Origin of the sequence: Geomonas agri (assembly GCF_020179605.1) — a bacterium.
Lineage (GTDB): Bacteria > Desulfobacterota > Desulfuromonadia > Geobacterales > Geobacteraceae > Geomonas > Geomonas agri.
Genome location: NZ_JAINZO010000001.1, coordinates 1,328,450 through 1,352,564, shown reverse-complemented (window position 1 = coordinate 1,352,564; position 24,115 = coordinate 1,328,450). Strand labels below are relative to the sequence as shown.

Annotated in this window: 10 protein-coding genes; all 10 read right to left on the bottom strand. The window is 63.9% G+C overall.

Annotation, left to right across the window (positions count from 1 at the left end):
- Positions 1-3 precede the first annotated feature (3 nt).
- Positions 4-906 carry an alpha/beta fold hydrolase gene (locus K7R21_RS05780; RefSeq protein WP_224982328.1) on the bottom strand — a complete coding sequence of 301 codons (903 nt, stop codon included), beginning with the start codon at positions 904-906 and terminating at the stop codon, positions 4-6.
- The gene (locus K7R21_RS05775; protein ID WP_224982327.1) at positions 903-1,946 is read right to left on the bottom strand and encodes a 3-oxoacyl-ACP synthase III; all 1,044 of its coding nucleotides are present in this window, start codon (positions 1,944-1,946) and stop codon (positions 903-905) included. The genes K7R21_RS05780 and K7R21_RS05775 overlap by 4 nt, the downstream gene beginning before the upstream one ends.
- Before the next feature lie 398 nt (positions 1,947-2,344).
- On the bottom strand, positions 2,345-9,649 hold the full coding sequence (locus K7R21_RS05770) for a beta-ketoacyl synthase N-terminal-like domain-containing protein (RefSeq protein WP_224982326.1): 7,305 nt from the start codon (positions 9,647-9,649) through the stop codon (positions 2,345-2,347).
- A gap of 2 nt (positions 9,650-9,651) precedes the next feature.
- Positions 9,652-17,013: a type I polyketide synthase gene (locus K7R21_RS05765; RefSeq protein ID WP_224982325.1), complete on the bottom strand. Its 7,362-nt coding sequence runs from the start codon at positions 17,011-17,013 to the stop codon at positions 9,652-9,654.
- Positions 17,010-18,623, bottom strand: coding sequence for a PfaD family polyunsaturated fatty acid/polyketide biosynthesis protein (locus K7R21_RS05760; RefSeq protein ID WP_404813627.1), 1,614 nt, complete (start codon positions 18,621-18,623; stop codon positions 17,010-17,012). The genes K7R21_RS05765 and K7R21_RS05760 overlap by 4 nt, the downstream gene beginning before the upstream one ends.
- 251 nt (positions 18,624-18,874) lie before the next feature.
- Positions 18,875-19,528, bottom strand: a complete 654-nt coding sequence (locus tag K7R21_RS05755) for an arylesterase (protein WP_224982323.1) — start codon at positions 19,526-19,528, stop codon at positions 18,875-18,877.
- Positions 19,529-19,586: 58 nt separating this feature from the next.
- A complete protein-coding gene (locus K7R21_RS05750) occupies positions 19,587-22,085 on the bottom strand; it encodes an ABC transporter permease (RefSeq protein WP_224982322.1) in 2,499 nt (832 codons plus the stop codon).
- The gene (locus K7R21_RS05745) at positions 22,078-22,758 is read right to left on the bottom strand and encodes an ABC transporter ATP-binding protein (RefSeq protein WP_224982321.1); all 681 of its coding nucleotides are present in this window, start codon (positions 22,756-22,758) and stop codon (positions 22,078-22,080) included. Before K7R21_RS05745 ends, K7R21_RS05750 begins: the two co-directional genes overlap by 8 nt.
- A gap of 436 nt (positions 22,759-23,194) precedes the next feature.
- Positions 23,195-23,371, bottom strand: coding sequence for a rubredoxin (locus K7R21_RS05740; RefSeq protein ID WP_224982320.1), 177 nt, complete (start codon positions 23,369-23,371; stop codon positions 23,195-23,197).
- Positions 23,372-23,397: 26 nt separating this feature from the next.
- Positions 23,398-23,880 carry a universal stress protein gene (locus tag K7R21_RS05735; RefSeq protein ID WP_224982319.1) on the bottom strand — a complete coding sequence of 161 codons (483 nt, stop codon included), beginning with the start codon at positions 23,878-23,880 and terminating at the stop codon, positions 23,398-23,400.
- Between the last annotated feature and the right edge of the window lie 235 nt (positions 23,881-24,115).

Here is a 24,115-nt window from a genome sequence, read left to right as displayed (position 1 = left end):
CGGTCAGGCAGTCTCCTGGGGCTCGGTCTGATGCAGGAACTGGACGATCATCGGCACAACTTCATCTTTCATGTCTTCGAGGATGTAATGCCCGGCGTCAGGGTAGCTCTTCACCTGTGCCTTGGGGAAGCGGCGCAGCCACTCGGCCAGGAAGGTGGTGTCGAACACGAAGTCGAGCTCGCCCCAGAAGATGGCCATGGGAAGGTCGCGGAAGCGATCGAGTCCGTCAGCGATCTCGCTCACCACGTCGTAGCCGCGGTCGCCGGGAGCAAGCGGGATATCCTGCACGAAGCGCAGCGTCGCGATCCGGTTCTGCCAAGAGTCGTAGGGAGCGCGGTACGCCTGCATCAGCTCCTGCGACATCGGGTTCTTCTTGCAGCCGACTATGGAGGCGCCGACGCTGAAGGCGTTGAAGCCGCGCACCAGCAGGGTGCCGAGCATGGTGTCACGGCAGATTTTCAGTCCCAGCGGAAAGGTCTTCTCCTTGGGGAGATGGAAGGCTGCGGTGTTGAGCACCACGATACGGCCGATGCGCTCCGGGTGGCGGCTCGCGTACCCCATGCCGATCATTCCGCCCCAGTCGTGCACCACGAGGGTGATCTTCCCCTGCAGGTCGAGCGAGTCGATCAGGCGCTCCAGGTCGTCGATGCGGCGCGAAAGGGTGTAGTCATAGCGGTCGTCGCCCGGCTTGTCCGAGAAGCCGCAGCCGATGTGATCGGGCACGATGCAGCGGTAGTTGTCGCGCAGCGCCAGCACCAGGTTCCGGTAGTAGAAGGACCAGGACGGGTTGCCGTGCACCATGACCACCGGCGCGCCGGTCCCCTCGTCGAGGTAGTGGTAGGCGAGGCCGTCGAGGTTGAGGGTGCGGCCGGTGAAGGGGTAATATTTTTTCACTGCGTCTCTCACCAGTCCACTCCAAGCATCAGGCAGTTAAGGCCGCTTCCGATACCCAAAAGGGCCACCCTGTCGCCGGCGGAAAGGACCTCGCGCTCGTCGGCCAGCGCTGCGGTAAGGGGCAGGGAGACGGTCCCCATGTTGCCCAGAAATTCGTAGCTGGTGAAGTCCTTGTGCAGCGAGATGCCGAGAGTTTTCAGGATGGCGCTCTGGTGCGCGCTCCCCACCTGGTGGCAGATGACGCGGTCAACATCGGTCTCCCGCCAGCCCACCTCGGGGAGAAACTCATCCCAGGTGCGGCGTCCCAGTTCCACGCCGTAGTTCATGACGCTCACCGCGTCGGTACTCATCGATTGCTCATAGCCACCCTTGCCGTCCGGAGTCATGCCCCAGAGGCAGAGGCCGTGGTGTTCCGGCGCCGCTTGGGCGATGCCGCCGCGCAGCCGCCTGCGGCCGGACTTGGAGAAGGAGCCGTCGGTAAGAAGCACCGCCACCGCGCCCGAGCCGCCGGTGAGGGTAGCGAGCGAGCTGGCGAAGTTCTCCATGCTGCGGTCTTCCAGCATCTTGGCGATCATGACGTCGTTGATGTCGCGTGCGCTCTCACAGGAGACCACAAGGCCGGCGCGGATCTGGCCCAGCTCGATGCGGTTGGCGACTTCGAGGATACCGTTCAGGACGCCCAGGCAGGCGTTGGAAAGATCATACACGGCGGCGTTGCCCGAGACGCCAAGGCCGGCGGCGACGCGGCAGGCGGTGGCAGGTTCGAAGCGCTCACGGCAGACGCCGGTGTAGAGCAGGGCACCGATCTCGTTGGGGGAGATACCGGCTGTTGCCAGAGCCTTTTTCCCGGCGGCGATGGCGCCCTTGGAGAGCTGGAAGCCCGGCTCCCACCAGCGGCGCTCGCGGATCCCGGTCAGGGCTTGCAGTTGTCCCGGGGTGAAGTGCAGCGTCTTGTAAAGCGGCTCCAGCCGCGCCTCGAGCTCGTCCGAGGTGACCACCACCGGAGCGAGTTCGTAACCGAAAGATTCGATATATACCTTGGAATACTTCATCTAGCACCTTAAGAATTGAATGCGTAAAACCTGAAAGCATGACCACAGAGGACACTGAGGTCCACAGAGGGCACAGAGAATAAAATTGTTAGACGCCTTGACCATTCCCTCGCCCATTGGGAGAGGGTGCCCGAAGGGCGGGTGAGGGCGACGCCACGAAGTGAGGTGGCTGCTACTTGCAGCGCCCTCACCCCAGCCCTCTCCCGGGGGGAGAGGGAGTTTGGACATGAGAGCTGCCATGATCTGCCACCATTCAACCTGCATTGCCCATCCCCTCGCCCATTGGGAGAGGGTGCCCGGAGGGCGGGTGAGGGCGATGCTACGAAGTGAGGTGGTTGCTGGTTGCAGCACCCTCACCCCAGCCCTCTCCCGGGGGGAGAGGGAGTGCGGACGATGGGTTAGCCTCGTCCGAGTTGCACGGTGAAGTCGTTCATCTGGTAAATGGCCCGCCCGTCAACGTACAGGAAGCCTGCGGCGGTAAGGACGCGGTTGGCGTCATCGACGGCGGTGATCCAGGCCATGACCGTGACTTCCTTGTCGGTCGGCACCACCTGGCCGCGGTAGAGCCAGCGGTGCTTGCGCTCCAGGGCCACGGCAGCGACAGTATCACCTTCGTTCCAGCCCCAGCGCTCAACGGCCGCAAACTTCATCAACTGCAGGAACGATTCGAGCCCCAACGACCCCGGCGTGACAGGATCTTCATAGAAATGGGCCTTGAAATACCAATCCTCAGTGACGACCGTCTTTGTTCCCCTGATATAGCCAAGGCCGGCCGGGCCGCCATCAGCAACATACAGGTCGATCCTGTCGATCATGCGCAGCATCTTGTCAGGGAAAGGACGCTGCTCGGGGTAGGGGATCGACCGGCCACGGCCGGCTTCCTCTGCGCTCGGGATGTACGGAACCGCTTCACGGATCCCCACCTGGTTGGCCAGCGCCTCCTTGGCGAAGAAACCGAACATGGTGTCGCCTTCGTACAACACACCGTGGCGGTCGGCCACCGAGAAGTCGAACTCCTGGATGATCATGCCGCCGCTGGTGGCCGCCTTGGTGAGGGTAGCCGTGGCAGTCAGCGTGCCGCTGTCCGGCGTCACCGGGCGATGCTGGACCGCGGTCCCACCGAGGTTGCGGAAGGAGATGTCGGTCGGGCTGGTAAGCGCAGAACCGACGTAGGCTGCCAGCCAACCGCAGGGCTGCAAAGCGGCTTCCAGGAGCACGGCGAAGGGCATGCGCGGCTGACGGTCGGCGGCAAAATACCACTCGTCCACCGGGATGTCGTACTGCGCCTCGGCCATGGCGCCCGGCACCATCTGCCACGGCTCGCCTTTGATGCCGGTGACGCGGTCCATGAACTGGAACGGCGGTCCGGGGAGGCGGGCGATCTTCCTCTCGTTGTCGAAGACCTTGTAACGGTCGCCGAACCCTTCAGAAGGATTGCCGTTGCTGTAGGCCAGGATCTGCTGTTTGGTGTAGATGGCCGGCTTTTGGTCATAGGCGGGTACCTGCACGACAGCAGGAGTAACGTTGTGCGATTGCGTCCTGTTACGCTGCCACAGTTGAAGCAATGCTTCACGGTTGGTGCCGGTCAGGCGCGCGGACATGTTGGTGATTTCGACGATCGGCTTGCCGTCGGCGTACATCAGCGCGTCGACGATGGCGTACGGCTCGGGGCGATAGCCCAATTCGCGCACCGTAACCTCGTAGGTCACCACCTTGGTGGTCTCCAGTACCTGGCCGCGGCAGCAGAGTTGGCTGGCGACACCGGGGACCGGCTGCCAAGCGGCACCGTCGGCCTCGGCGACCCAGCCCAGACGCAGCAGGAAGATGCGTAGCGTGTGCATGCAGCACTCGTACATGAGCGTGCCGGGCATGACGCGGTCATCGACGAAGTGACAGGTGATGAACCAGTCGTCCGGGTGAATGTCAGCTTCGGCTCGGATGAAACCAAGTCCGCAGCGGCCGCCGTCGGGCACCAGTTCCATGACGCGATGCACCAGCTCCATCCTGCCGCCCGGGATTGTGAGCGGGCGCTGGATCGGCAGTCCCGAGAAGAGGGGGCCGAAGCATCCGGCGAGGTCACCGCAGCGCAGGGCATCCAACTGCCGCGCATCGTAGGAGGCGGGTTGCATAGGGACCAGGTACTGCCAGTCAGCCGGCAACTTACCTGTCTTGGGCCGCAGGTCAATGGCGCCGCGGACGATGCCCTTGCCGGCATCCAGTTCCTCTTGGGAGAAGAAGCCGGCGCAGCCGTTGCGCATGGAGAGAAGCGGTTGCCCGTTCACGGTCGCTTCGAAGTGGAAGCGGAACAGGCAGGTCTCGCCCTGCCGGAAGAAGCGCTCGATGCGGATGTCGTAATTGATGGTCTCTCCCGGCGCGGGAAGCTCGCGATGGAAGGTCACCACGGCGTCCAGGAGCCGGTACACGGCGAGTCCCTTGGTGATGAAGTCAATGCCGAGGTAGCCGGACAGGAACAGGTCGGCTTGGCCCGCCTCGACCGCGATGCAGGTCGGGATGCGGTTTCCGTCCAGATACCAGGCGCCGGGATGAACATCGTGCTGGGTGACCACGCGGCCGCTGGTCATCGATTTTGGCTCGCCCTCGAGCGCCACGATGCGGTGCACCAACTGCAGCGGCACGTCCGGCAGCCTCACCCTGGTCGGGTAGCTGTCCGCCTCGGCGAACTCCGGTCCGAGCATCTTTGCCACCGACCCGATGGCGAACTCCAGGCACATGTCGTAGTCGTACAGTGCCGGCAGCGCGCCAGGGTAGGGGGCGGGCACCGGAGCAGTAGCAGACACCAAAGCCGTAGCAGGAGCGGACGCCGTAGTAGAAGTCGGAACCACCGCGCTGCCGCCGTCAAATGCTGCACGCGCCTCGCGTCCTCCCCTTTGCGAAGGGGAGACAGAGGGGATTTGCCTTTCGCTGGCCCCAGCCGCGGCCATTGCCCCAGTATAAGCAGTCTGGTTCAAGAGATCCTGATCAACCGGTATCCCCGCAGCCAGCATCTGCTCCTGGATGGAGATCTGCAGCGACAATGCGTCGGCGATGGACCGGCTCAGGTCGTTGGCAACCCGGAGGTAAGTATCGTGGGCCTGCTGGTGCGCGTCCCGGGCACGGGCAAAGTCGCTCAGCAGCGGATCGACGACCGGTTCTACAGCGGGAGCCTGTGCGACCGGTGCAGGAGCGGCCTTGAACTGCGCAGCACTTTGCGTCGGCTGGGAGACCGATTGAGAAACAGCGCTAACTGTCGTCGCAATAGCCGGAGAAGCGGGTGTAAAGCCAGCATTAGCCGCTGTCTCCTGAGTCGTACTTACCGGATTATTTACGCCGGGCATTACCGTCGCACCGGTGGTAGCCGGAGCAGGAATCCCTGAAGGCTGCTGCGCTACATGCGGTCCCGCAGGAGCTTTGACCCCTGCAGACGTCGCTGCAACTACCGTAACCTGGGCAGCCTGTCCGGCCTGCGGCAAGCTCGGCGCGAAGGGTGCGCCTCCGGTAGAGAAGCGAATCCCTTTAAGCTCGGATGCCAGTACCGATGCCTGCACCGGAAGATCCGGCGTGGTAACGAAGAGCGGATCCAGGTCGACCGGAACGCGCTCTGAGGTGAGTTGTGCCAGAAGCCGCAACAAGCCGGAGTTGGCGTCGGTGCCGGGCTGACAGACCGAGCGGGCCACGTGGGGACGGTTATTGAGGATGCGCCCGATCATCCGGCTGCAGGAAGCGCCGGGGCCCATCTCGATGAAGTAGCGGATCCCTTCGCCGTAGGCGGCTTCGATCACCTTGGGGTAATCAATCCCTTCGACAGCCTGGGCGAGGATCGACTCGGCCGCACTGCGGCGATTCACCTGGTAGGCACTCCCGGCTGCGCCGCTGTAGAAGGTCACACCGGCAGGCGGGTTGGTATTGAAGACGTGCAGGTCGCGGTAGGCGGTCGACACCTGGCGCGCAACCTCGCAATGCACGGTGGTCACCCCTTGCAGCGGGAAGAAGCGGCAGTCGAGCATGGCCACCAGATGCTTCACCCACTTCACGTCGCCGCCAATGACGCATTCGTCCGGCGTGTTGACGATGAGAAGGTAGACACGGCTGGTTTTCTTGAGGGCGCGGCGCACTTCGCGCGCGGGCGCGTCCACGACGCCGATGCTCCAGTTGATCTCCTTCCCGTCCGGCTCGCCCCAGGCCTCGCGGGCGGCGCGGCATTCACCTGCCAGATCTCGGGTGAACAGGGTGGAGGCCTTCATGCGGGTGAGCATCAGGTCGCGTTCGGTCCAGGTGCGGGTGGCGAAGAGCCCGGCGGATTCGCCCAAGCTGTAACTGATTACCGCATTGGGCTTGATCCCGAAGCGCTGCACCACGTCGGTCACGGCGCATCCGGTGGCCACCTGCCCGAAGATCACGGCGAGATGGTTCTCGTGCACGCTGTCGATGGACGCGCCGTTCCAGAACTGCTCCGGCTGGAACTGCTCCCGCAGGTAGAGGTTCTCAGCGTCCTGGCGGCGATATACCTCCGGCCAGCGGGCGGAGAGCTCCATTCCCATGCCGGCGAAATGATTGCCGGAACCGGGGTAGACAAAGCCAATCTTGCCGTTTTTGCCAATCGGGTTGGCGGTGAAGAAGAGGCGATCGCGCTGGGACGGGTGCAGCACCGACTCCGCGTAGGCCGCGTCGGAGCGTAGAATCCGCTCTCCCTGTTGGCAGAGGGAAGCAAGCTCATCGGCGCTGCGGGCCACCATAGACACGGCCAGCGGTGCGCCGGAAGCGCTGCTTTCCTTGCAAACGCGCCGGGAAAGAACGGCCATATCCGGCGCCGGCCTTTTCTCTGCTGTTTCCCGCAACTGCCGCACACCGTCCGCGAGCTCCTGGCGATCCGCACCGGTGACGCTGAACAGGAACTCGTCCCAGCCCGCCAGCGGCGCCACGCGTTCGACGGCAGTGCGCTCCGGCACGTTTTCGTAACCCTGTAGCACGACATGGCTTACGCTGCCGTCCACGCCGAAGACGCTGACGCCGGCATGGCGCGCGCCTTCGCTGCGGTTTCTCAGCCAGTAACGCGACCCGTTGGGGAGGAAGAGGGCGCCGTTGCCAGAGAGTTGGCTGACGGGACGTTCGCCGGAACGGGTTCCCGGGATGATCTCCTGGTACAGCGCCAGGCAGCCACGCACCAGCGAGGCTAATCCAGATGCAGCGCCGGTATGGCCGATGTCGGCCTTGACGCTGGCCACGGGGAGCCGTCTCGACTGCGCGGCAGGGCCGGGCTCGTCGAAGAACTCGGTGAGGGCGGCAGCTTCCATCCGGTCTTCAGCCGCGTTGCCGCTGCCGTGGGCCTCGATGAGCCCGATGCTGGCGGGCGCGACCTCCGCCTCGCCATAGGCACGCTCCAGGGCGTGACGATAGGCGGGGACGCCGGGAAGCATGACTTCGCCGCTCGCACTGCCAACGCCGCCGATGACGGCGTAGATCCGATCGCCATCGCGCTCCGCATCTTCCAGGCGCTTCAGGATCACGGTGGCCGCGCCCTCACCGACCACGGTGCCGTCGGCGGACTGGTCGAAGGGGGTGGCGCTGCCGAAGCCGGAGTAGGGGCGGTTCAGGTGCTGGCCGATCACGGCCCTGAAGTCACCAGCCAAGTCCACGGCTCCCACGATGGCGCGGTCTATTTCGTTGGACTGCAACTGGCGCACCGCGGTTTCCAGTGCGCGCAGGCCGGAGCTTTCCTCGCTGGACATGGTGAAGCTGGGGCCACCGCAGCGGAATTCACGTGCCACGCGGCTGGCGACCACGCTACCAAGAGCACCCATGGTGCGGTTCGCGGTGAGTGCCGGCCCCGCCTGGTCGCGCAGTTGCTCGACCCACTGCTCCAGTTGCTCCGGGGAGAGTTTCAGGCCAAGCTGCCGCGCCCATGCCTTCGCCTTGTCCGCGATAGTCCAGCGGAAGGCGAAATTGGTGCTGTTCAGATCGAGCGCGATGCCGACAAAGACCCCGGCGCACAGGTTGTCTGCACGGTCCATCCCCGCATCCTTGATGGCGGCTGCGGCGGACTGCAGCATAAGGAGCTGCTGCGGCAGCATCTCCTCCAACTCTTTGGGCGGGATACGGAACTGGTCGGTCGGTTGGGCAAACTCGTCCAGGTAATAGCCGGAGAAGGGTGTGTCCTTCAGTTTTTCGGTGGCAAACCAGGCGCTTTGTTCAGCACCCCACCAGTCTTTAGGCTGCGAGGTCTTGGCACCGGTGTCACCGCCCAAGGCGCGGGACTGGAACGATTTCAAATCCTGCCATTTCCCGAAGCGGGCATCGAGCCCGACCACGGCCACCGGGCCACCCTTTTTCGGGGGCTCTGCGGCAACGGCACTCGCACCAGACGGGAGCCATTCCTCGACCAGCAGGTGCGCGTTGATGCCGCCAAAACCGAACGCGGAAACGGCAGCACGGCGGGGCACGCCGTCTGCGCGACGCTGCCACGGGGTTGCGCCCTGCAGTACCTTAAACGGACTCTCTTCCAGCCGGAAATTCTCCGGCGCCTGCTTGAAGTTCGCGGTAGGCGGCAAGGTTTCCTCGGCCATGGCCAGGAGCACCTTGGTCAAAGCAGCGGAGCCGGCGGCGGTCAGCAGGTGGCCGATGTTGGACTTTACCGAGCCAATCACGCATCCCTTGCCGGAGACGTCGCCCCACAGTTCCCTGAGGCTGCCGACCTCGGTGGCGTCGCCGACCGGGGTACCGGTGGCGTGGCACTCGATCAGGTCCACGTCCTGCGGCTGCCAGCCGGCCTTCTCGTAGGCGGAGCGCATGGCGCGCAGCTGCCCGTCTGCCATGGGTGCCAAGAGGCTGCCGCCCACGTCGTTGGAGAGGCCGATTCCCTTGATAACGCCGTAGATCCGGTCGCCCTGAGCGATGGCGTCATCCAGGCGCTTCAGCACGAAGATGCCGGCTCCTTCGCCCACTACCAAGCCGTCGCCGGAGGCGTCGAAGGGGGAGCAGATGCCGCGCCGCGACAGGGCGCGCAGTTGGGCGAAACCCATCTGGGTGTAGAGCGGATCGGGACGGGACAGGCCGCCGGTCAGCATGGCATCGGCACGGCCGGAAAGAAGTTCGTCGCAGGCGAGCTTGATGGCGTAGAGCGAGGAGGCGCAGGCTGCGTCCAGCGTGCTGCACCCGCCACCCAACCCGAGTGCGGCGGCCAGAAGCCCGGCCGGGAGCCCGGCCACGTAGCGATTGAGCGGGTTGGGGATCGGATCATTACCGGCGTGCCCCAGGAGTTTTTCCTCGAAGGTGCGGCCCAGCAGGGCGCGGGAGAGCTCAGCGGATTTTTCGCTGGGGAGGGCTAGGTTGCCGATGATGACGCCGATACGGGAGCGGTCTAGCTTGGCGGTTACCGCGCTGTCGAATGCGCGCTTGCCGGCGTGCAGCAGCAGCTGGAAAGCGGGATCCAGCCCGTCGGCGAGCTTCGAGTCGATGTGCAGCCCCGAAAGCGAGGACAGGGGAGGGAGGCTGTCGATGAAGCAGCCACGCTTGGAGTAGACGTGGTCCGGCTTGCCGGCCTCGGGATGGAAAGCGGCGTCAGCCGCGAGGGCCCAGCGTCCTGCCGGGACCTCGCGCGCCGCGCTCTTGGCGTTACGGATGTTTTCCCAGAATGTTGTCAGTTCCGGCGCGTCGGGAAAGATCCCGCCCAGGCCGACGATTGCCACGGAAGGCGACTGCTGCTTCATGCCTATGCCGCCCCCACAACAGTTACGGTCCTAAGCTTGTTGCGCTGGAAGGCCTGTTTCAGGGACGGGTCGATGACGCACTCGTATCCTTCGAGGCGCGCCACCAGTTTGCCGCTGCTGCGGTCGAGGAACTCCATGTCTGCGCTGGCGCCGTGCTGGCTCTCGGAGGTGACGCGGATGACCACCTGGACGCCTTCGCGCGGGAAGGACTCCTGGAACTGGCGGTAGCGGCCGGCGAAGCAGGGGAGCGAACCGGCGCCGAAGCGCTCGAAGCTCCAGAGGATCATCATCTGGAAAGCACTGTCGAGGACTAGCGGGTCGGTGAGCCAGGAGCTCCTCAAGGGGCGCCTGATCCATTTGGCGGGCGCCGGTGCACCCTTGACGGACGCGGCGATCCCCTTGGCGGAGCAGCCGTCCACCTGCTCAATGCCGTGCAGGTCCGGCCCGTGGAACAGGCGCTCGTTGTTGTAGATCACGCCGTCGTGCGGGGCGTACGGGGTGCTCGGGATTTCCTTGATGGAACGGATCCCTTCGGGATGCTTGGTCGCCAGCACGATCTCGGCACGGGCGTGCAGGATGGTTTTGCCGTTGACGCCCGGGCTGCTCAGTTCAACCGGAACCAGCCAGAACGATTCGCGTTTTTCCGCACGGCCCGCCATTACGTTCAGGGTGAACGGGGTGTTATCCTCGAAGACCACGCCCTTGCAGATGCGCAGGTCGTTGAAGCCGTGGAAGCGGAAACCGGGGTTGCCGTGCAGCGCGCCGTGGGCGAGCCACTCGACGATGATCGCCATCGGGAGTACGGCCTTACCGTCCAGGACGTGGGAGCGCAGGAAGGGGTATTCCGGCACGGTGAGGGTAAGCGAGAAGGCTTCGGATAGGCTCTGCGGCTTACCGGCTGCGGGCGCGGCGGCGCTTACCTGCTCGGGGAGCTGGGCGATGGCGACGATCTCCACCGGCGCATCGGCAGCGGAGATTTCGCGGGCCAGGAACTCGCCACCATCGACAAGGCCGATGACACCGATCCCTTCAGCAGCGAACACCTTTTTCAGCGCCGGTGTGACCATGCCACCGTCCCACGGCCCCCAGTTGATGCTGACGCAGCGGCAGCCGGTGCGGCGGCGCGCCTCGGCCTGGGCCGTCTTGTTGAGCACCTCGTTGGCCACCGCGTAATCCACCTGGCCCACGCGACCGAAACGGCCGGTGGAGGAGGAGAAGAGGGCGACGAACTTCAGGTCGTCGTTGCGGGTCGCGTGCAGCAGGGCGCGCAGACCATGGACCTTGGTGCTGTAGACCTGTTCGAACTGCTCCGGGGTCTTGTCCACGATGAGGCGATCAGCCAGGACGCCGGCGCCGTGTACGACGCCGCGGATCGGGCCGTGGGCGCGACGCACCTCACCGAGCAGGAGTTCCATCGCGCTCTGGTCACGGATATCGACGGAACGGTAGATGGCCTCGGCGCCGGTGGCGGCGATGGCGGTCAGCGTCTCACGCAGTTCGCGTCCGGCCACCACGGAGCGGTAACGCTCCTCGATTTCACGAGGATGGAGCTTGCCGGTGGCGTTCTGCATGATGGCGCGCTTGATTTCGGCCTCATCAGTGATGCCGGTGAGCCAAACGGGCTCTTCCTGCGGCTCGGGGCTGCGTCCCAGGAGCACCAGGAACGGATGGTATTCCTTGGCGAGTGCCAGCGCCGAAACGGCGGTAACACCGCGACCGCCTCCGGTGATGACCACAACGTCACCCTTCTCCAGGGCTGGATCGACCGGAGCGGGGGCGTCAGGAAGAACGGCGGTCTGCAGGCCAAAGCGACCTTCCGGGGTTAAGCCGACCTCGACCGGGCCGCGACGCAGCATCTCGATGGCAACAGCGCCAGCCGCGGCTGCGGGATGGGCGAACTCGCCCAGGTCGATAGCTTTGCAGGAAACCTCCGGCCACTCGAAAGCGGCGGTCTTGGTGAGACCGGCCAGTGCGCCGGAAAGGGGATCCTTCAAGGTCTTGCCGGAACCGAAGCCGAAGGCCCCGTCCAGGCGGGAAACGGTGACGCAGACAGCGCCGTCGGCGCGCCCGGACTCGCCCAAGGCCGCAGCGGCGTTCTTAAGCAGCCGGAAAGCGTTCTCCAGGAAGAGGTCATCGGTACCGGCCACCGGCGCGCAGATGACCAGGCCGGAGAGCTTCCCAGCCGGAGCGATCTGCTGTGCCTGTGCCGCGTTCACCTTGCGGACCGAGCAGCCGTGTTCAAGCAGGATGCCGCACAGTTCTGCGGCAAATGCGGAACCGTCGTCGGTAACCCAGATCTCGCCGTCATTGGCGAGGGTGATGGCATCGTCATCGCTGTCGCCGAGCAGCACCGGGATCATTGAACTGCGCTGGATAGGGTGGGCGGGGCTTTCCACCGGAGCGGCAGCTGCAATGGCAGGGGCTGCCTCGGTAGCGACAGGTGCAGCGATCTCGGCGACAGCGGGGGCGGCCGGGGTGGCCTGAGCTGCAGCAGCAGGCTGTGCCGGCCCAGCGAGGAAGTTGGCGATATCGCCTAAAGTACGCAGGGTTCCCAGGTGCTCCGGGCCAATGGCCGGGCAGGCCGGGAGGCGCTCCTGCAGGGCGGAAAGGATCTCGACCCGCTTGATGGAGTCGATGCCGAGATCGGAGTCCATGCCCATGGTCAGTTCCAGCATCTCGGCCGGGTAGCCGGTCTTGTCGCTGACGACGTCGAGGAGAGCCTGGCAGACGGCGGCGTGATCGACGCCGGCAGCAGGGGAAACAACCGGCGTAGCGGTTGCAGCCGGGGCTGCTACGGCCGCAACCGGGGCAGCGGCAGAACCGGAGCCGAGGAAGCCGGCAATGTCACCCAAGGTGCGCAGGGTGCCCAAGTGTTCCGGGCCGATGGTCGGCGAGCCCGGTAGGCGCTCCTGCAGCGTGGAAAGGATCTCGACGCGCTTGATCGAGTCGATGCCGAGGTCGGAGTCCATGCCCATGGTTAGCTCAAGCATTTCGGTGGGATAACCGGTCTTCTCGCTGACTACCTCCAGCAGGACGGCGGCGACGTCTGCGCCGGCAGGAGCCACGACCGCAGCTTGTGGCGCTGCTACCGGAGCTGCGGACGCTACCGAAACCGCGCCCGCCGCGAGGTGCCCGGCGATGTCACCCAGGGTACGCAAGGTGCCTAGGTGCTCGGGACCGATGGCGGGAGAACCGGGAAGGCGTTCCTGCAGCGTGGACAAGATCTCGACCCGTTTGATGGAGTCGATGCCGAGGTCAGAGTCCATGCCCATTTCCAGTTCGAGCATTTCAACCGGGTAGCCGGTCTTCTCGCTTACAACCGCCAGCAAAGTCTCGGTCACCTGTGCGGCGCCAATACCAGCGACGGGGGCGGCAACGGCAATAGCAGCGGTCGCCGCAGCGGTTACAGAGACCGCACCTGCAGCAAGATGGCCAGCGATATCGCCCAGAGTGCGCAGGGTACCGAGATGTTCGGGCCCGATAGCGGGGGAGCCGGGGAGGCGCTCCTGCAGCGTGGACAGGATCTCGACGCGCTTGATGGAGTCGATGCCGAGGTCGGAATCCATGCCCATCTCAAGCTCAAGCATTTCCACCGGGTAGCCGGTCTTCTCGCTGACAACGGCGAGGAGAGTTTCTGTTACCTGGCTAGCGGCGACACCGGCTTGCGGAGCGGCAACAGGCGCGGCAGCGCTGACAGCGGCAGGCGCAGCGTCAGCGGTTGCAACGGCACCGGCGGCGAGGTGTCCGGCGATGTCTCCGAGAGTGCGCAGGGTGCCCAGGTGCTCAGGCCCGATCACGGGGGAGCCGGGGAGGCGCTCCTGCAAGGTGGAGAGAATCTCGACGCGCTTGATGGAGTCGATGCCGAGGTCCGAATCCATCCCCATGTCCAGCTCAAGCATTTCAATGGGATATCCGGTCTTTTCGGAGATGACGGTCAACAGGGTCTGGGTGATGTGACCGGCGTCAGCGCCTTTCGGAGCAGCAGGCGCTGCGGGCGCGACCACGACAGGCGACGGAGCCGCTTTGGCAACCGCCGGTGCTGCAACAGGAGCGGCAACCGGAGCCGCAACAGCTACGGCCGGAGCAACGTAAGCGGGAGCCTGCGGGGCGGCAACGGGTGCGGCCGGTGCAACGGCGGTCGGAGCCGCGTAGGTGGCGGGAGCCATGGGTGCGCCCAGGATAAGCCGTTGCTGCTGCTCGAGAAGTGTTTGGAAGGTCTTAGCCGCGGCTTCCTGTCCTTCGAGGAAGCGGCGGTGCAGCAGCGCGGTGTCCTCCTGCATCTTCTGCAGGACGGCCATGCCTTCGCGGGCCAGGCGCAGGGACTCGTTGAGAGTCGCATGAGCAGCCGGCTGAGCGACAGTCTGTGGCTGATAGGCAGGCGCTGCGGGTACGGCATTTTGATAGGCAGCTTGCGGTGCCACGGCTGCGGCCTGGACCGAAGCAGCAGGAGCTGCAGCAGGAGCTGCAGCGGGAGCGGCGGGAGCCTGCGGCGCCGCCACCATAGCAGGTTTCGGCTGGACCGGCGGCTTCTTAGGCTTGGCCTTCACGTAGTTCGCGCCGCACAACGGGATGGTCAGCGCAGGCTTCTTGCCGGTCGGTGCCGGGGCGGCCGTATGGCCCTCATCCCAAAGAGCAAGGTTGACGTCGTAGCCGAGCACGGCAAGCTGCGCCACGGTGCGGGCCAAGTCGGCGACGCCGCCACGCTTGCCGGAGGAGGCATCGAGGGCGAAAGCGAGGTGAGGACGATTACCGAGGGTAGCCTGGACGAGGCCGGTCAGGCGGTTACCCGGGCCTACTTCGACGAAGTTGGTAACCCCGGCGGCGTACATCGCCTCGATCTCGGCGACAAACTCGACCGGCTTGGCGAGCTGTGCGGCGAGCTGTGCCTTGGCAGCGGTCGCGTCGGCCGGGTAGACGGCAGCGGTAGTGTTGGCGTAGACCGGGATCTTCGCCTGCGGCATGTCGATCTTTTCCAGCGCGGCCAGGAATGGCTTGGCGGCGTCGGCGACCAGCGCGCTATGGAAAGCGGCGGCAACCGGCAGTTCCTTGCAGGTGAGGCCGAGCCCCTTGAAGACAGTGACTGCGCGCTTGATCTCGGCGGTAGCTCCGGAAAGGACGGCCTGGGTAGGGGCGTTCTTATTGGCGATAACCAGATCAAGCTTCTCAGCGGCGACGGCTTCGGCGATTTTCTCCAGGGGTGCGGACACTGCCAGCATGCTCCCCTTGTCACCAGCGCCGGCGCCCATCAGCTCGCCGCGCAGGCGGGACAGCTCGTGCAGCGCGTTCTCATCAAGCCTGCCGGCAGCGCACAGGGCGGTGAGCTCGCCGTAGCTGTGACCGGCGACGGCGTCAGCGTCCACGCCGAAGTCACGCAGCACGCGCAGCACTCCGAGACTGGTGGCGCCGATGGCGGGCTGGGCGGCTTGGGTGGCGCGCAGTTCCTCCTCCTGCCTGGCGCGGGTCGCGTCATCGTAGGCGGAGGGGGGGTAGATCAGGTCGGAAAGCAACTTACCGTCGGCGCTGATAAATCCTTCGTTGGCGGCGGCAACGGCGTCCAGCACCTGCGGGAAACCGCAGGCGAGATCGTTAAGCATCCCGGTGTACTGGGACCCCTGGCCGGGGAACAGCATGCCGAGTTTGCCGGGCGCACCGCCGCAGGCGAAGTAGGCGCCGTCCGGGGTCTGCCAGGCGGATTTGGAGTTCTTGTCCAGCATGGCGCGCGCGTTCTTCACCAGCGAAGCAAGGTTGGTCTTGCCACGCTCAACGACAAGCGCGAGACGGCAGGGGGCCTTGGCGTCAAAGGAGGTGCGGGAAGCAAGCGCCAGGTCGCGCAGGGCGCCCCAGGTGGCATCAGCGGGAACGGAATCAAGCTTGCCGGCCAAGGCGGCGCCGTCAGCGCCGGAGAAGGTCAGGATCTGGGTGTTGCCGTCCCAGTCCACGCACTGTTTCTTGGGCGAGTATTCCTCGAGGACCACGTGGAAGTTGGAGCCGCCGAAACCGAAGGCGCTGACCGCCGCGCGGCGCGGCGCATCGGGACGGGGGAACCAGGGACGTTTGCCGGCAGGGAGGTAGAAGGGGGAGTTGTCTCCAATCACCGTTTGCTGCGGTGTCTGCACCTTGATGGTCGGCGGGATCACCTTGTGGTGCAGTGCGAGCGCCGCCTTGATCAGGCCTGCGGAACCTGCAGCGGCCTTGGTGTGACCGATCTGGGACTTCACCGATCCGAGGGCGCACCACGGGTTCTCGGCCTTGCCGTACACCTCGCGCAGCGCGCTCACTTCGACGGCGTCGCCAACCTTGGTGCCGGTGCCATGCGCTTCGAGCATCCCGATCGATTCCGGGGTGACATCCGCATTTTTGTAGGCGTTCACGAGCGCCTTTTTCTGCCCGGCCGAACTGGGCGCGTAGATGGCGTCCCCTTTGCCGTCACTGGAAGAACCGATGCCGCGGATCACCGCGTAGATCTTGTCGCCGTCGCGCTCCGCGTCTGCCAGGCGCTTCAGCACAACGATGCCGAGGCCTTCGCCCAGAATGGTGCCATCGGCCGTGACGTCGAACGGCTTGGCGTTGCCGGTGGGGGAGAGGGCGGGGGTCTTGCTGAAGCACATGTACATGAAGATGTCGTTGAAGGTGTCGATGCCACCGCTCACGACGATGTCCGATTTTCCGGACATGAGTTCCATGGAGGCCAGGTGCAGCGCGCTGAAGGAGCTGGCGCAGGCGGCGTCAACAACGCAGTTGGTGCCGCCGAGGTCGTACTGTTTGCTGATCCTGCCCGCGACCACGTTGCCCAGAAGGCCGGGGAAGGAGTTCTCCTGCCAGGGAACGTAGGAGTCGGAAATGCGCTCGACCACGTCCTTGGCGGTGGCCTCGTCGACGCCGGCATCCTTGAGCGCGGAGCGCCACACCGGGTGGCCGAGACGGGCGCCGAGCGGAATCACGAGCTCCAGCGTACCGGTGACGCCCAGGATAACCGAGACGTTGCTCTTGTCGAAGGCGCGATCCGGGCCGTAACCGGCATCCTTGAGCGCTTGACCGGCAGCGACCAGCCCCAAGAGCTGCGAGGTGTCGATCGCCTCCAGCACGTTGGGCGGGATGTTGAATTCCATCGGGTTGAAATCGACGGGGGAGAGGAAGCCGCCGCGGCGACCGTAGGTACGGTCCGGGCTCTTCTGATCCTCGTCGTAGTAGGCGTCCAGCGGCCAGTGGGTCGAGGGGACTTCCGTGATGGCGTCGACCCCGTCCTTGATGTTGGCCCAATAGGCGTTTTTATCCGCTGCTTGCGGAAAGAGGCAACCGATGCCGATGATGGCAAGCTGAGTTCCGTTGCTGGAGACGGCAGGTTTCAGATCATCAGTTTTCAACAAAGGTACTCCTTGATTTGAGCGATTTCGAGGGGTTGCGGTGCGATCTCTTCCAGGCGCAGCTCAATGCCCTGGCTGCGCAGGAAGTTGGCGCGGGTCAGGTGTGCCGCACCCTGCAGGATGTTGAGCGCGACAGTGACGATCTTGCGCTCGGCGGCTGCCTCGAGGAAGGAGCCGGCGGCCCATTCGTTGAAGGCGCCCATGGCGGGGCCGCACCATACCTGGTAGTCCATTTTCCGGTTTTCGATGCCGTCCTTGGCCCAGTGTGCCCCCATGCCGAGGTACCACCGGAAGACCAGCGCCATCTTGTGTTTCGGGTCGCGCTCACTGCGCTCCACCTGGGACGGGTCGCGCTTGAGGAAGTACTCACGGGTCCCGCGCCAGATCTCTTCCAGGGGCGCGAGGAACATGGTTTTCTCCAGCTTCTCACGCTCCGGGGCGGGGATCTCGTCCATGCTGCCGTAGGCGCGGTAGAGCTCGTACAGCTTGGCGGCGCGCATCGGGAACATGGTGCCGCGCTTCAAGACCTGCACGGTGACGCCCATCTCGAACATGTCGGCGGCGGGAGCCATGGTAACGTCGGCCTGGCGGGTGCCGGCCAGCATGCTGCGCACGGTGTCGGAGGTGCCGGACTCGACACAGGCCTGGTTCACCGACCCGGTCATGATGTAGGCGGCGCCCATGGCGAAGGCGGCTGCAGCCGAGGCGGGGGTGGAAACGCCGCCGCCGAGGCCGACGCGAAGCTTGCAGTCATAGTCGTACTGGCGCTCCAGCCGTGCCGCGAGGGAATTAATAGTCGGGAAGAGGGCCATGGCCGGGCGGTTGTCGGTGTGACCGCCGGAATCAGCCTCGGCGGTGACGTCCTGCGCCAAGGGCACGTGCGCGGCCAGTTCAGCCTGTTCGGCGGTGATGGAGCCGTTCTCCACCAGGGCGCGCAGGAGCTTCTCCGGTGCGGGCGCAAAGAATTTAGCGGCCAGTTCTTCGCGGGAAACCTTGGCGATAATCCGGTTGGGCGTGACGATGCTGCCGTCAGCCGCGCGCTTGATGCCGTGCAGGCGGTAGCGCACCAGGGGGAGGGTGAGGGCCAGGAACGCAGACGCCTCAATGATGCGGACGTCCTTGCGGATATAAAGCTCGGCCAGTTCCTTTTCCAATTCCGGCTCGTGCGGGGAGTGGATCAGGTTGAAGCCGTAGGGGATGTCACCCAGGGACTGCTTGAGGCGGTCGGCGGTATCGGACACCGTGGAGATGGGCAGGCCGGCGGCACCGAAGAAACCGAGCATTCCGGCGCGCCCCAGTTCCTCGGCCATGGCAGCGGAACTAATCCCCTTGGCCATGGAGCCTCCCAGGTACGGGAAACGGATGCCGATCTCGCGGCAGAAAGAGGGGTCGCCCAGGTTTTCGGGGAGGCAGGCAGGGGCGTAGCCCACGCAGGAATTGACACTTCCGGAGCCGCCTAGCTCGGGGACCAGTGCACCGTCGCGTTGCACCAGGTATAGGGGGTGGCGCACGGCGCGGAGCGCGTCTCTCAGACTCATAGCGGCAGGTTTGGGACTCTCGGATTGGGTAGAGCGAGTACCTGACTCACCCTGAAGTGAAAAAAGATCCAAACGGGATTCTCCTGTTGCCACGATTTGCAGCGGAGTTGTGGTGGCGTAATGGAACTGGATCGGCAGAAAGACAAGGCTCGGTCATGGAGAAGGCAGGTCCACGCATCATGTCGATTGCTGCTACGAAAAGCCGGATTCGGCTGTAAGTATTGGCGCCCAGTTTAACAGAGTACCTGTACATTAAATCGAGCAAAAAAGCAAGACAAGACGCGGGTTCAGGCAACTTTACAGATCTGAAACTGCAGTGTGAGTCACACTCCTCCCTTTTGTTTGATCGCTTTAACAACGAATGGGTATACGGTCTCGGTGACGATCGCGTACCCCTTGCCGGTCGGATGGACGCCATCGGAGAGGTTCAGCCCCTCCTTGCCGGCTACCTTGTCAAGGAAGAACGGCACCAGGATCACTTTGCGCTCCTTGGCGACGCGGGGGTAGATTGCTGCGAACTTGGTCGTGAAGGCGGGGCCGAGGTTCTTCAACATCTTCATTCCGGCGAGGACCACGACCACCCCCTTGGACTGCAGAGTGGAGACGATCTTGTCGATGTTGCGGTGGGCGAGTTCGGGGTCCTGGCCGCGCAGGCCGTCGTTGGCGCCGGTTTCAAGGATGACGATATCGGGCTTGAGTTTCATGACCCAGTCGACGCGGGCCAGGGCGCCGGTGCTGGTTTCACCGCTGATGCCTGCGTTGATGACGGTCCACCGATAGCCGCCCTGGTGCAATTTGCGTTGCAACTGTGCCGGGTACGCTTCCGACTCAGGCACGCCCAAACCGGCAGTGAGGCTGTCGCCGAAGGCCACGATGGTACCATGGGCGGCGGGCTTGGCTGCATCCGCCGCGAGCGCCGGACCGGCCCCGGTCATGGCGCAAAGGGCGAGGGTGAATATGGTGAAGAGGTTGCGCATGTTGTTCTCCTTTGATTGGACACGGTGGACCCGATTTTGCTACCCCCTAGCCCCTGCCTCACTCGTCCGACTGCTCGCGCAAAAATGTCACCGGCTTTTGGCGCAGCAGGGGTAGGGTGACTGCCATACCGACCAGGACCACCAGGAGCGTAGTCGCCACCAGCAACATCAGGCTGTCGACGGGGTAGGGGAGGTACTCCATGTCGAGCCCCTTGCGGCAGATGAGCAGGCTCCCCACCTGGGACATGAGCAGGGCGATGGCGCCGCTGACCAGCCCCAGCAGCAGGTTTTCGGCGGCAAAAACAGCAAGCACGAACCTGCGTCTGGCACCGAGGATGGTGAAGTAGACGGCTTCCTGGATGCGGGCGTAGCGCGTCGCGAACACTGAGCTTACCACGATCAGTACCCCGGCAGCGATACTGAACGAGGTGAAGAAACGAACGATGGTGGAGAGCTTGCCCATGATACGGCCGAAGATGACCACGGTCTCGGTGAGATCGATGACGCTCACGTTTGGAAACTTGGCGACTACCTGGTTTTGCAGCGGGCTGATTCGGTTTTTATCCACCCGTACCGCCGCGAAGATGGTGTGGGGCGCGCCAGCGAGGGCATCCGGCGGGAAGACAAAGTAGAAGAACGGTGTAAAGCCGCTGCTGTTACGGGTGCGTATGCTGGCAATACGGGCGGTCATCGGGACCCCCTGGATCTTGAAGGTGATGCTGTCACCCACCTTCATGTCATGCATCTTGAGCACCGTGTCGAGCACCGATACCTGCAGGGCATCACCCCAGTCCTTCCTGAACAACGTGCCGCCGGAAACAATGCGCTCGTCCGAAAGAAGGTCATTGCGGTAGGTAAGGTTCATCTCCCGACCGAGGTTGTCGCCGCGCGATTTCCGCTCCTGCTCCGGGTCGATCGGCTTCTCATTCACAGCGCTGACGGTGCCCTTGACGATCGGGTAATAGCTCGCGCCAGGCCCTAGGAGCCGCGCCACGCCATCTTTCTGGTCCGGCTGGATGTCGATCAGGAAAACGTTGGGGGCGCCCGGAGGGAACGATTCGATGAAGCTGGCGTCGAGGTTCTTTTCCACCAGGGTGAGGGAGAAGATGACACCCAGCGCGGCCGAAAGGGTGACGATGATGGAGAGTGAGGCATTGTGCGGACGAAACAACCCCTTGAGGGCTTGCCGGAAGGCGAGGTTTCTGGGGCTGCTTTTTCTCAACAGCCAGAGCACCGAGGCGGCCAGGAGGTAGGAAACCAGGATCAGCCCCACCAGCGCGAGCACGAAGTACAGGCCGGTCTTCAGGTCGCGCAACCTGATCAGCACCATGGAGAGGAAAAAGAGCACGCCCAATCCCGCGATGACCCAGGTGGAGCGGTTCCAGATCCGTGCCTCTTCGTCCTTACCGAAGATGGCGCGAGGTTTCACTTCCTTGAGGCGGTACAAGGGGAGGGCGGTGAACAGGAGCACCACCAGCAGGCCGATCAGCCCCCCCTGCCAGATGGCACTGAAGGAGATCTGCAGCGTCACCTGGGCCGGTATCAGGCCGCTAAACAGGGAGGGTAGGAAACGCTGCAGCAGGAAACTCCCGGTGAGGCCGACCAATGTGCCGATGGCACCGAGAACCAGGGTGACGGTGAGGAAATGGCCGATGATAAAGCGGCTCTTGGCGCCCAGCGCTTTCAGCACGGCGATGGTTCGTTCCTGTTCCTTCAACAGGGCGAAGAGCGTGCTCTGGATGCCGAAACCGGAGAGGAGCAGCGTGAAGATGCCGCTCAAATTAAGGAAAAACAAGAGGTTGTCGAAGAAGCGCTTTACACGGGAGCCGGCATTCTTGTAAGTGGCGACGCGCACGCGGGTTTCGTCGCTGACGGAGGCGAGGCGCGCGGCGATGGCATCAAGATCGCCCTGGTGTGTGAGTTTCAGCAGGGTAACGTGCTCGACGCGGCTCCCCAAGCCGATCAGCCCCAGCGCGTCCTTGTCCGCTGCGGCTACGAAAACCCGCGGCCCGAGAGAGAAGAAATTCACCGGCCGGTCAGGCTCCTGCAGCACCACATCGCGCACCACCAGCGTCGCGTTGCCCACCTTGAGCGAGTCGCCGAGCGTAAGTTGCAAACGGTCGAGAAGCTGCTGTTCCACGACTAGGCTCCCTGGCCGGAGCACCTCGGCGAGCGGCTTCCCAGAGCGCAGCAGCACACGGCCATAAAAGGGGTAGCCCGGCTCGACCACCTTCAGATCGCAGAGCAGGGAACCTTCACCTGTTACCTTCTGAACTACCGAATAAAAGTCCCAAAATCTCGAACTTTTAACCTGGCCATTGCGCACCAACGCGGCGATTTCCTGCTCGATGGAAGAGGGGAGGGGTGAGTGTGACCTGACGATGATGTCCGCCGCTTGGAGCGACTGGGCGTCCCGCAACAGCGAGCTTTCCACGCTCTCCCGGAAGCTCCCCAGCGACACCAGCGTGACCATGGAGAGGGCGACGCAAAGAATGAACACGGCACACTGCCGCTTTGCCCCCGTCATCTGTCGGGCGATGAAGCGGAGGTTAACCATGCGCCGTGTCCGTTACCACACGCCCGTCCTTGAGCGTCACCACGCGGTCCGCGCTCTGCGCGATCTCCGGACTGTGGGTGACCATGAGCAGCGTGGTGCCGCGTTCGCGCTGTAGGTCCAGAAGCAGCTGCAGTATGGCGGAGCCATTGACGGAATCGAGGTTGCCGGTCGGTTCGTCGGCGAAGATAATGCGCGGTTCGTTGATAAGGGCGCGGCAGATGGCGCAGCGCTGCTTTTCCCCGCCGGAGAGCTGGTGCGGGAAACTGGCCATCCGGTGCGCCAGCCCGACCCGCTCCAACAGAGCTTCGGCTTTGGCCCGTGCCGCGCGGTCCTGCCGCAGTTCGGCGGGAAAGGTTACGTTCTCCAGGGCAGTCAGGGAAGGAACCAAGTGGAAGGACTGGAACACGAAGCCGAAGGTGCTGTTGCGTAGCGGCGCCAGGGCGTCTTCGCTGAGGTCGGTGATGTCGCGCCCCTCGATGAAGACGCGACCCTGGTTCGGGCGGTCCAGGCCGGAGAGGAGGGTGAGCAGGGTTGATTTGCCGCTACCGCTTTCTCCTTTTACCACAAGGAATTCGCCCTCATTCACTTCCAGGGAGACCCGGTCGAGTACGGTGATGTCGCGGTTGCCGATGCGGTAGTTCTTGGTGACGTCGACTGCTTGCAGGATGGTCATCAGGGCAGGTTTCCGATCTTGAATGGCTAAATTCCACAACGGTAGTTTTACAGTTAGAAAATATTTATTACGCTCTCCGACTCGGGCGAGTGACTCTCCGCCCTTACCCCGTCCTAATTCATGGAGAGGTTGCCATGCGAAAGTCCGGTTGTCGACTGAAAATTGCTTCTTAGACTGCAGAACCACCAGCGTAAGTGCCGTCATGGCCGGCACCGGCAAGCTTTTGTTCTACTGCTCACTGGGTTAAGCCGAATGCAGCTACGCACTGCCGGTTGGTTACGACATAGTCTGCAAGCATCCCGACTGTGAGTTGTTCGCCGCAGAGACACCTACCGGGCATCCATTCCTTTAATTCCACGCCTACCGTCCGGGACAAAGAAAGGGGCAGGTCCCGTGACCTGCCCCTGCAGGTGCCAATCCCGTCATCACTTATCGGTCAGCGCTCTGGTTCTTCCGGATACGGTTCGAAGAAACTTTTGGCGGCCTTGCACACCGGACAGTGCCAGTCAGGCAGCAATTCCTCGAAGGATATATCGGGGGGGACATCATTAACGGGGTCACCCTCGTCGGGATCATAAACGTACCGGCAAATGGTGCAGGTCCATCGCTGCATGGGCTATCTCCCCTCGCTGGCGCGAGCTACCAGTTAACGGAATCCGGCTCCCTCTTGATGAGCAGGATGCTGCACGGCATGCGGCGCAGGATGGCGTCGTTATCACGACCAAAGAGCATGTGCTCGACGCGCCCCTCTTCGTGGGCCAGCAACACCATGAGGTCGATCTTTTCGTCCTTGACCACCTGCATGATCTCGTCCACGGGCTTCCCTTCCTTGATGATGACCCTGATGGGGAGCCCGGCCCTGATCTCGTGCCCGATCATCTGATCCAGCTCGTCCCTGGCCCGCTCTTTGACACTGGCGTAATTCTTCACATCGTCAGGGATGGCGCTGGGTGCGTTGAGGGCGCCTCCCGCCATGCTCATGGTCCCTTCCGGATTGGTGGCGATGTGGAGCACCATCAGTTCCGAGCCATATCTCCTGGCGATCGAGACACCTGCCTGAACGGCATCCCTGCAGTATTCGCTCATCCTGTTAACCACGAGAATGCGTTTGTAATTTTCCATGACCCTGCCTCCTGAGTGAACGTCGCTTTGTGGTTCCCGGTTTCCCTGAAAAGCATCCGCCTGAATTTCGCTTCTTATGAAATTGTAAACGAATCCGGCGAGGGGGAGGCGCTAATTATTGACCACCCCAGTATATACGATTGCCAACATGCAGCAACTTGGTATAAATATTTCCAATCTTCGCCCGTGCCCCCTGCCAACCCCTGCCAACCCCTGCCAGTACCAAAATTCCAGC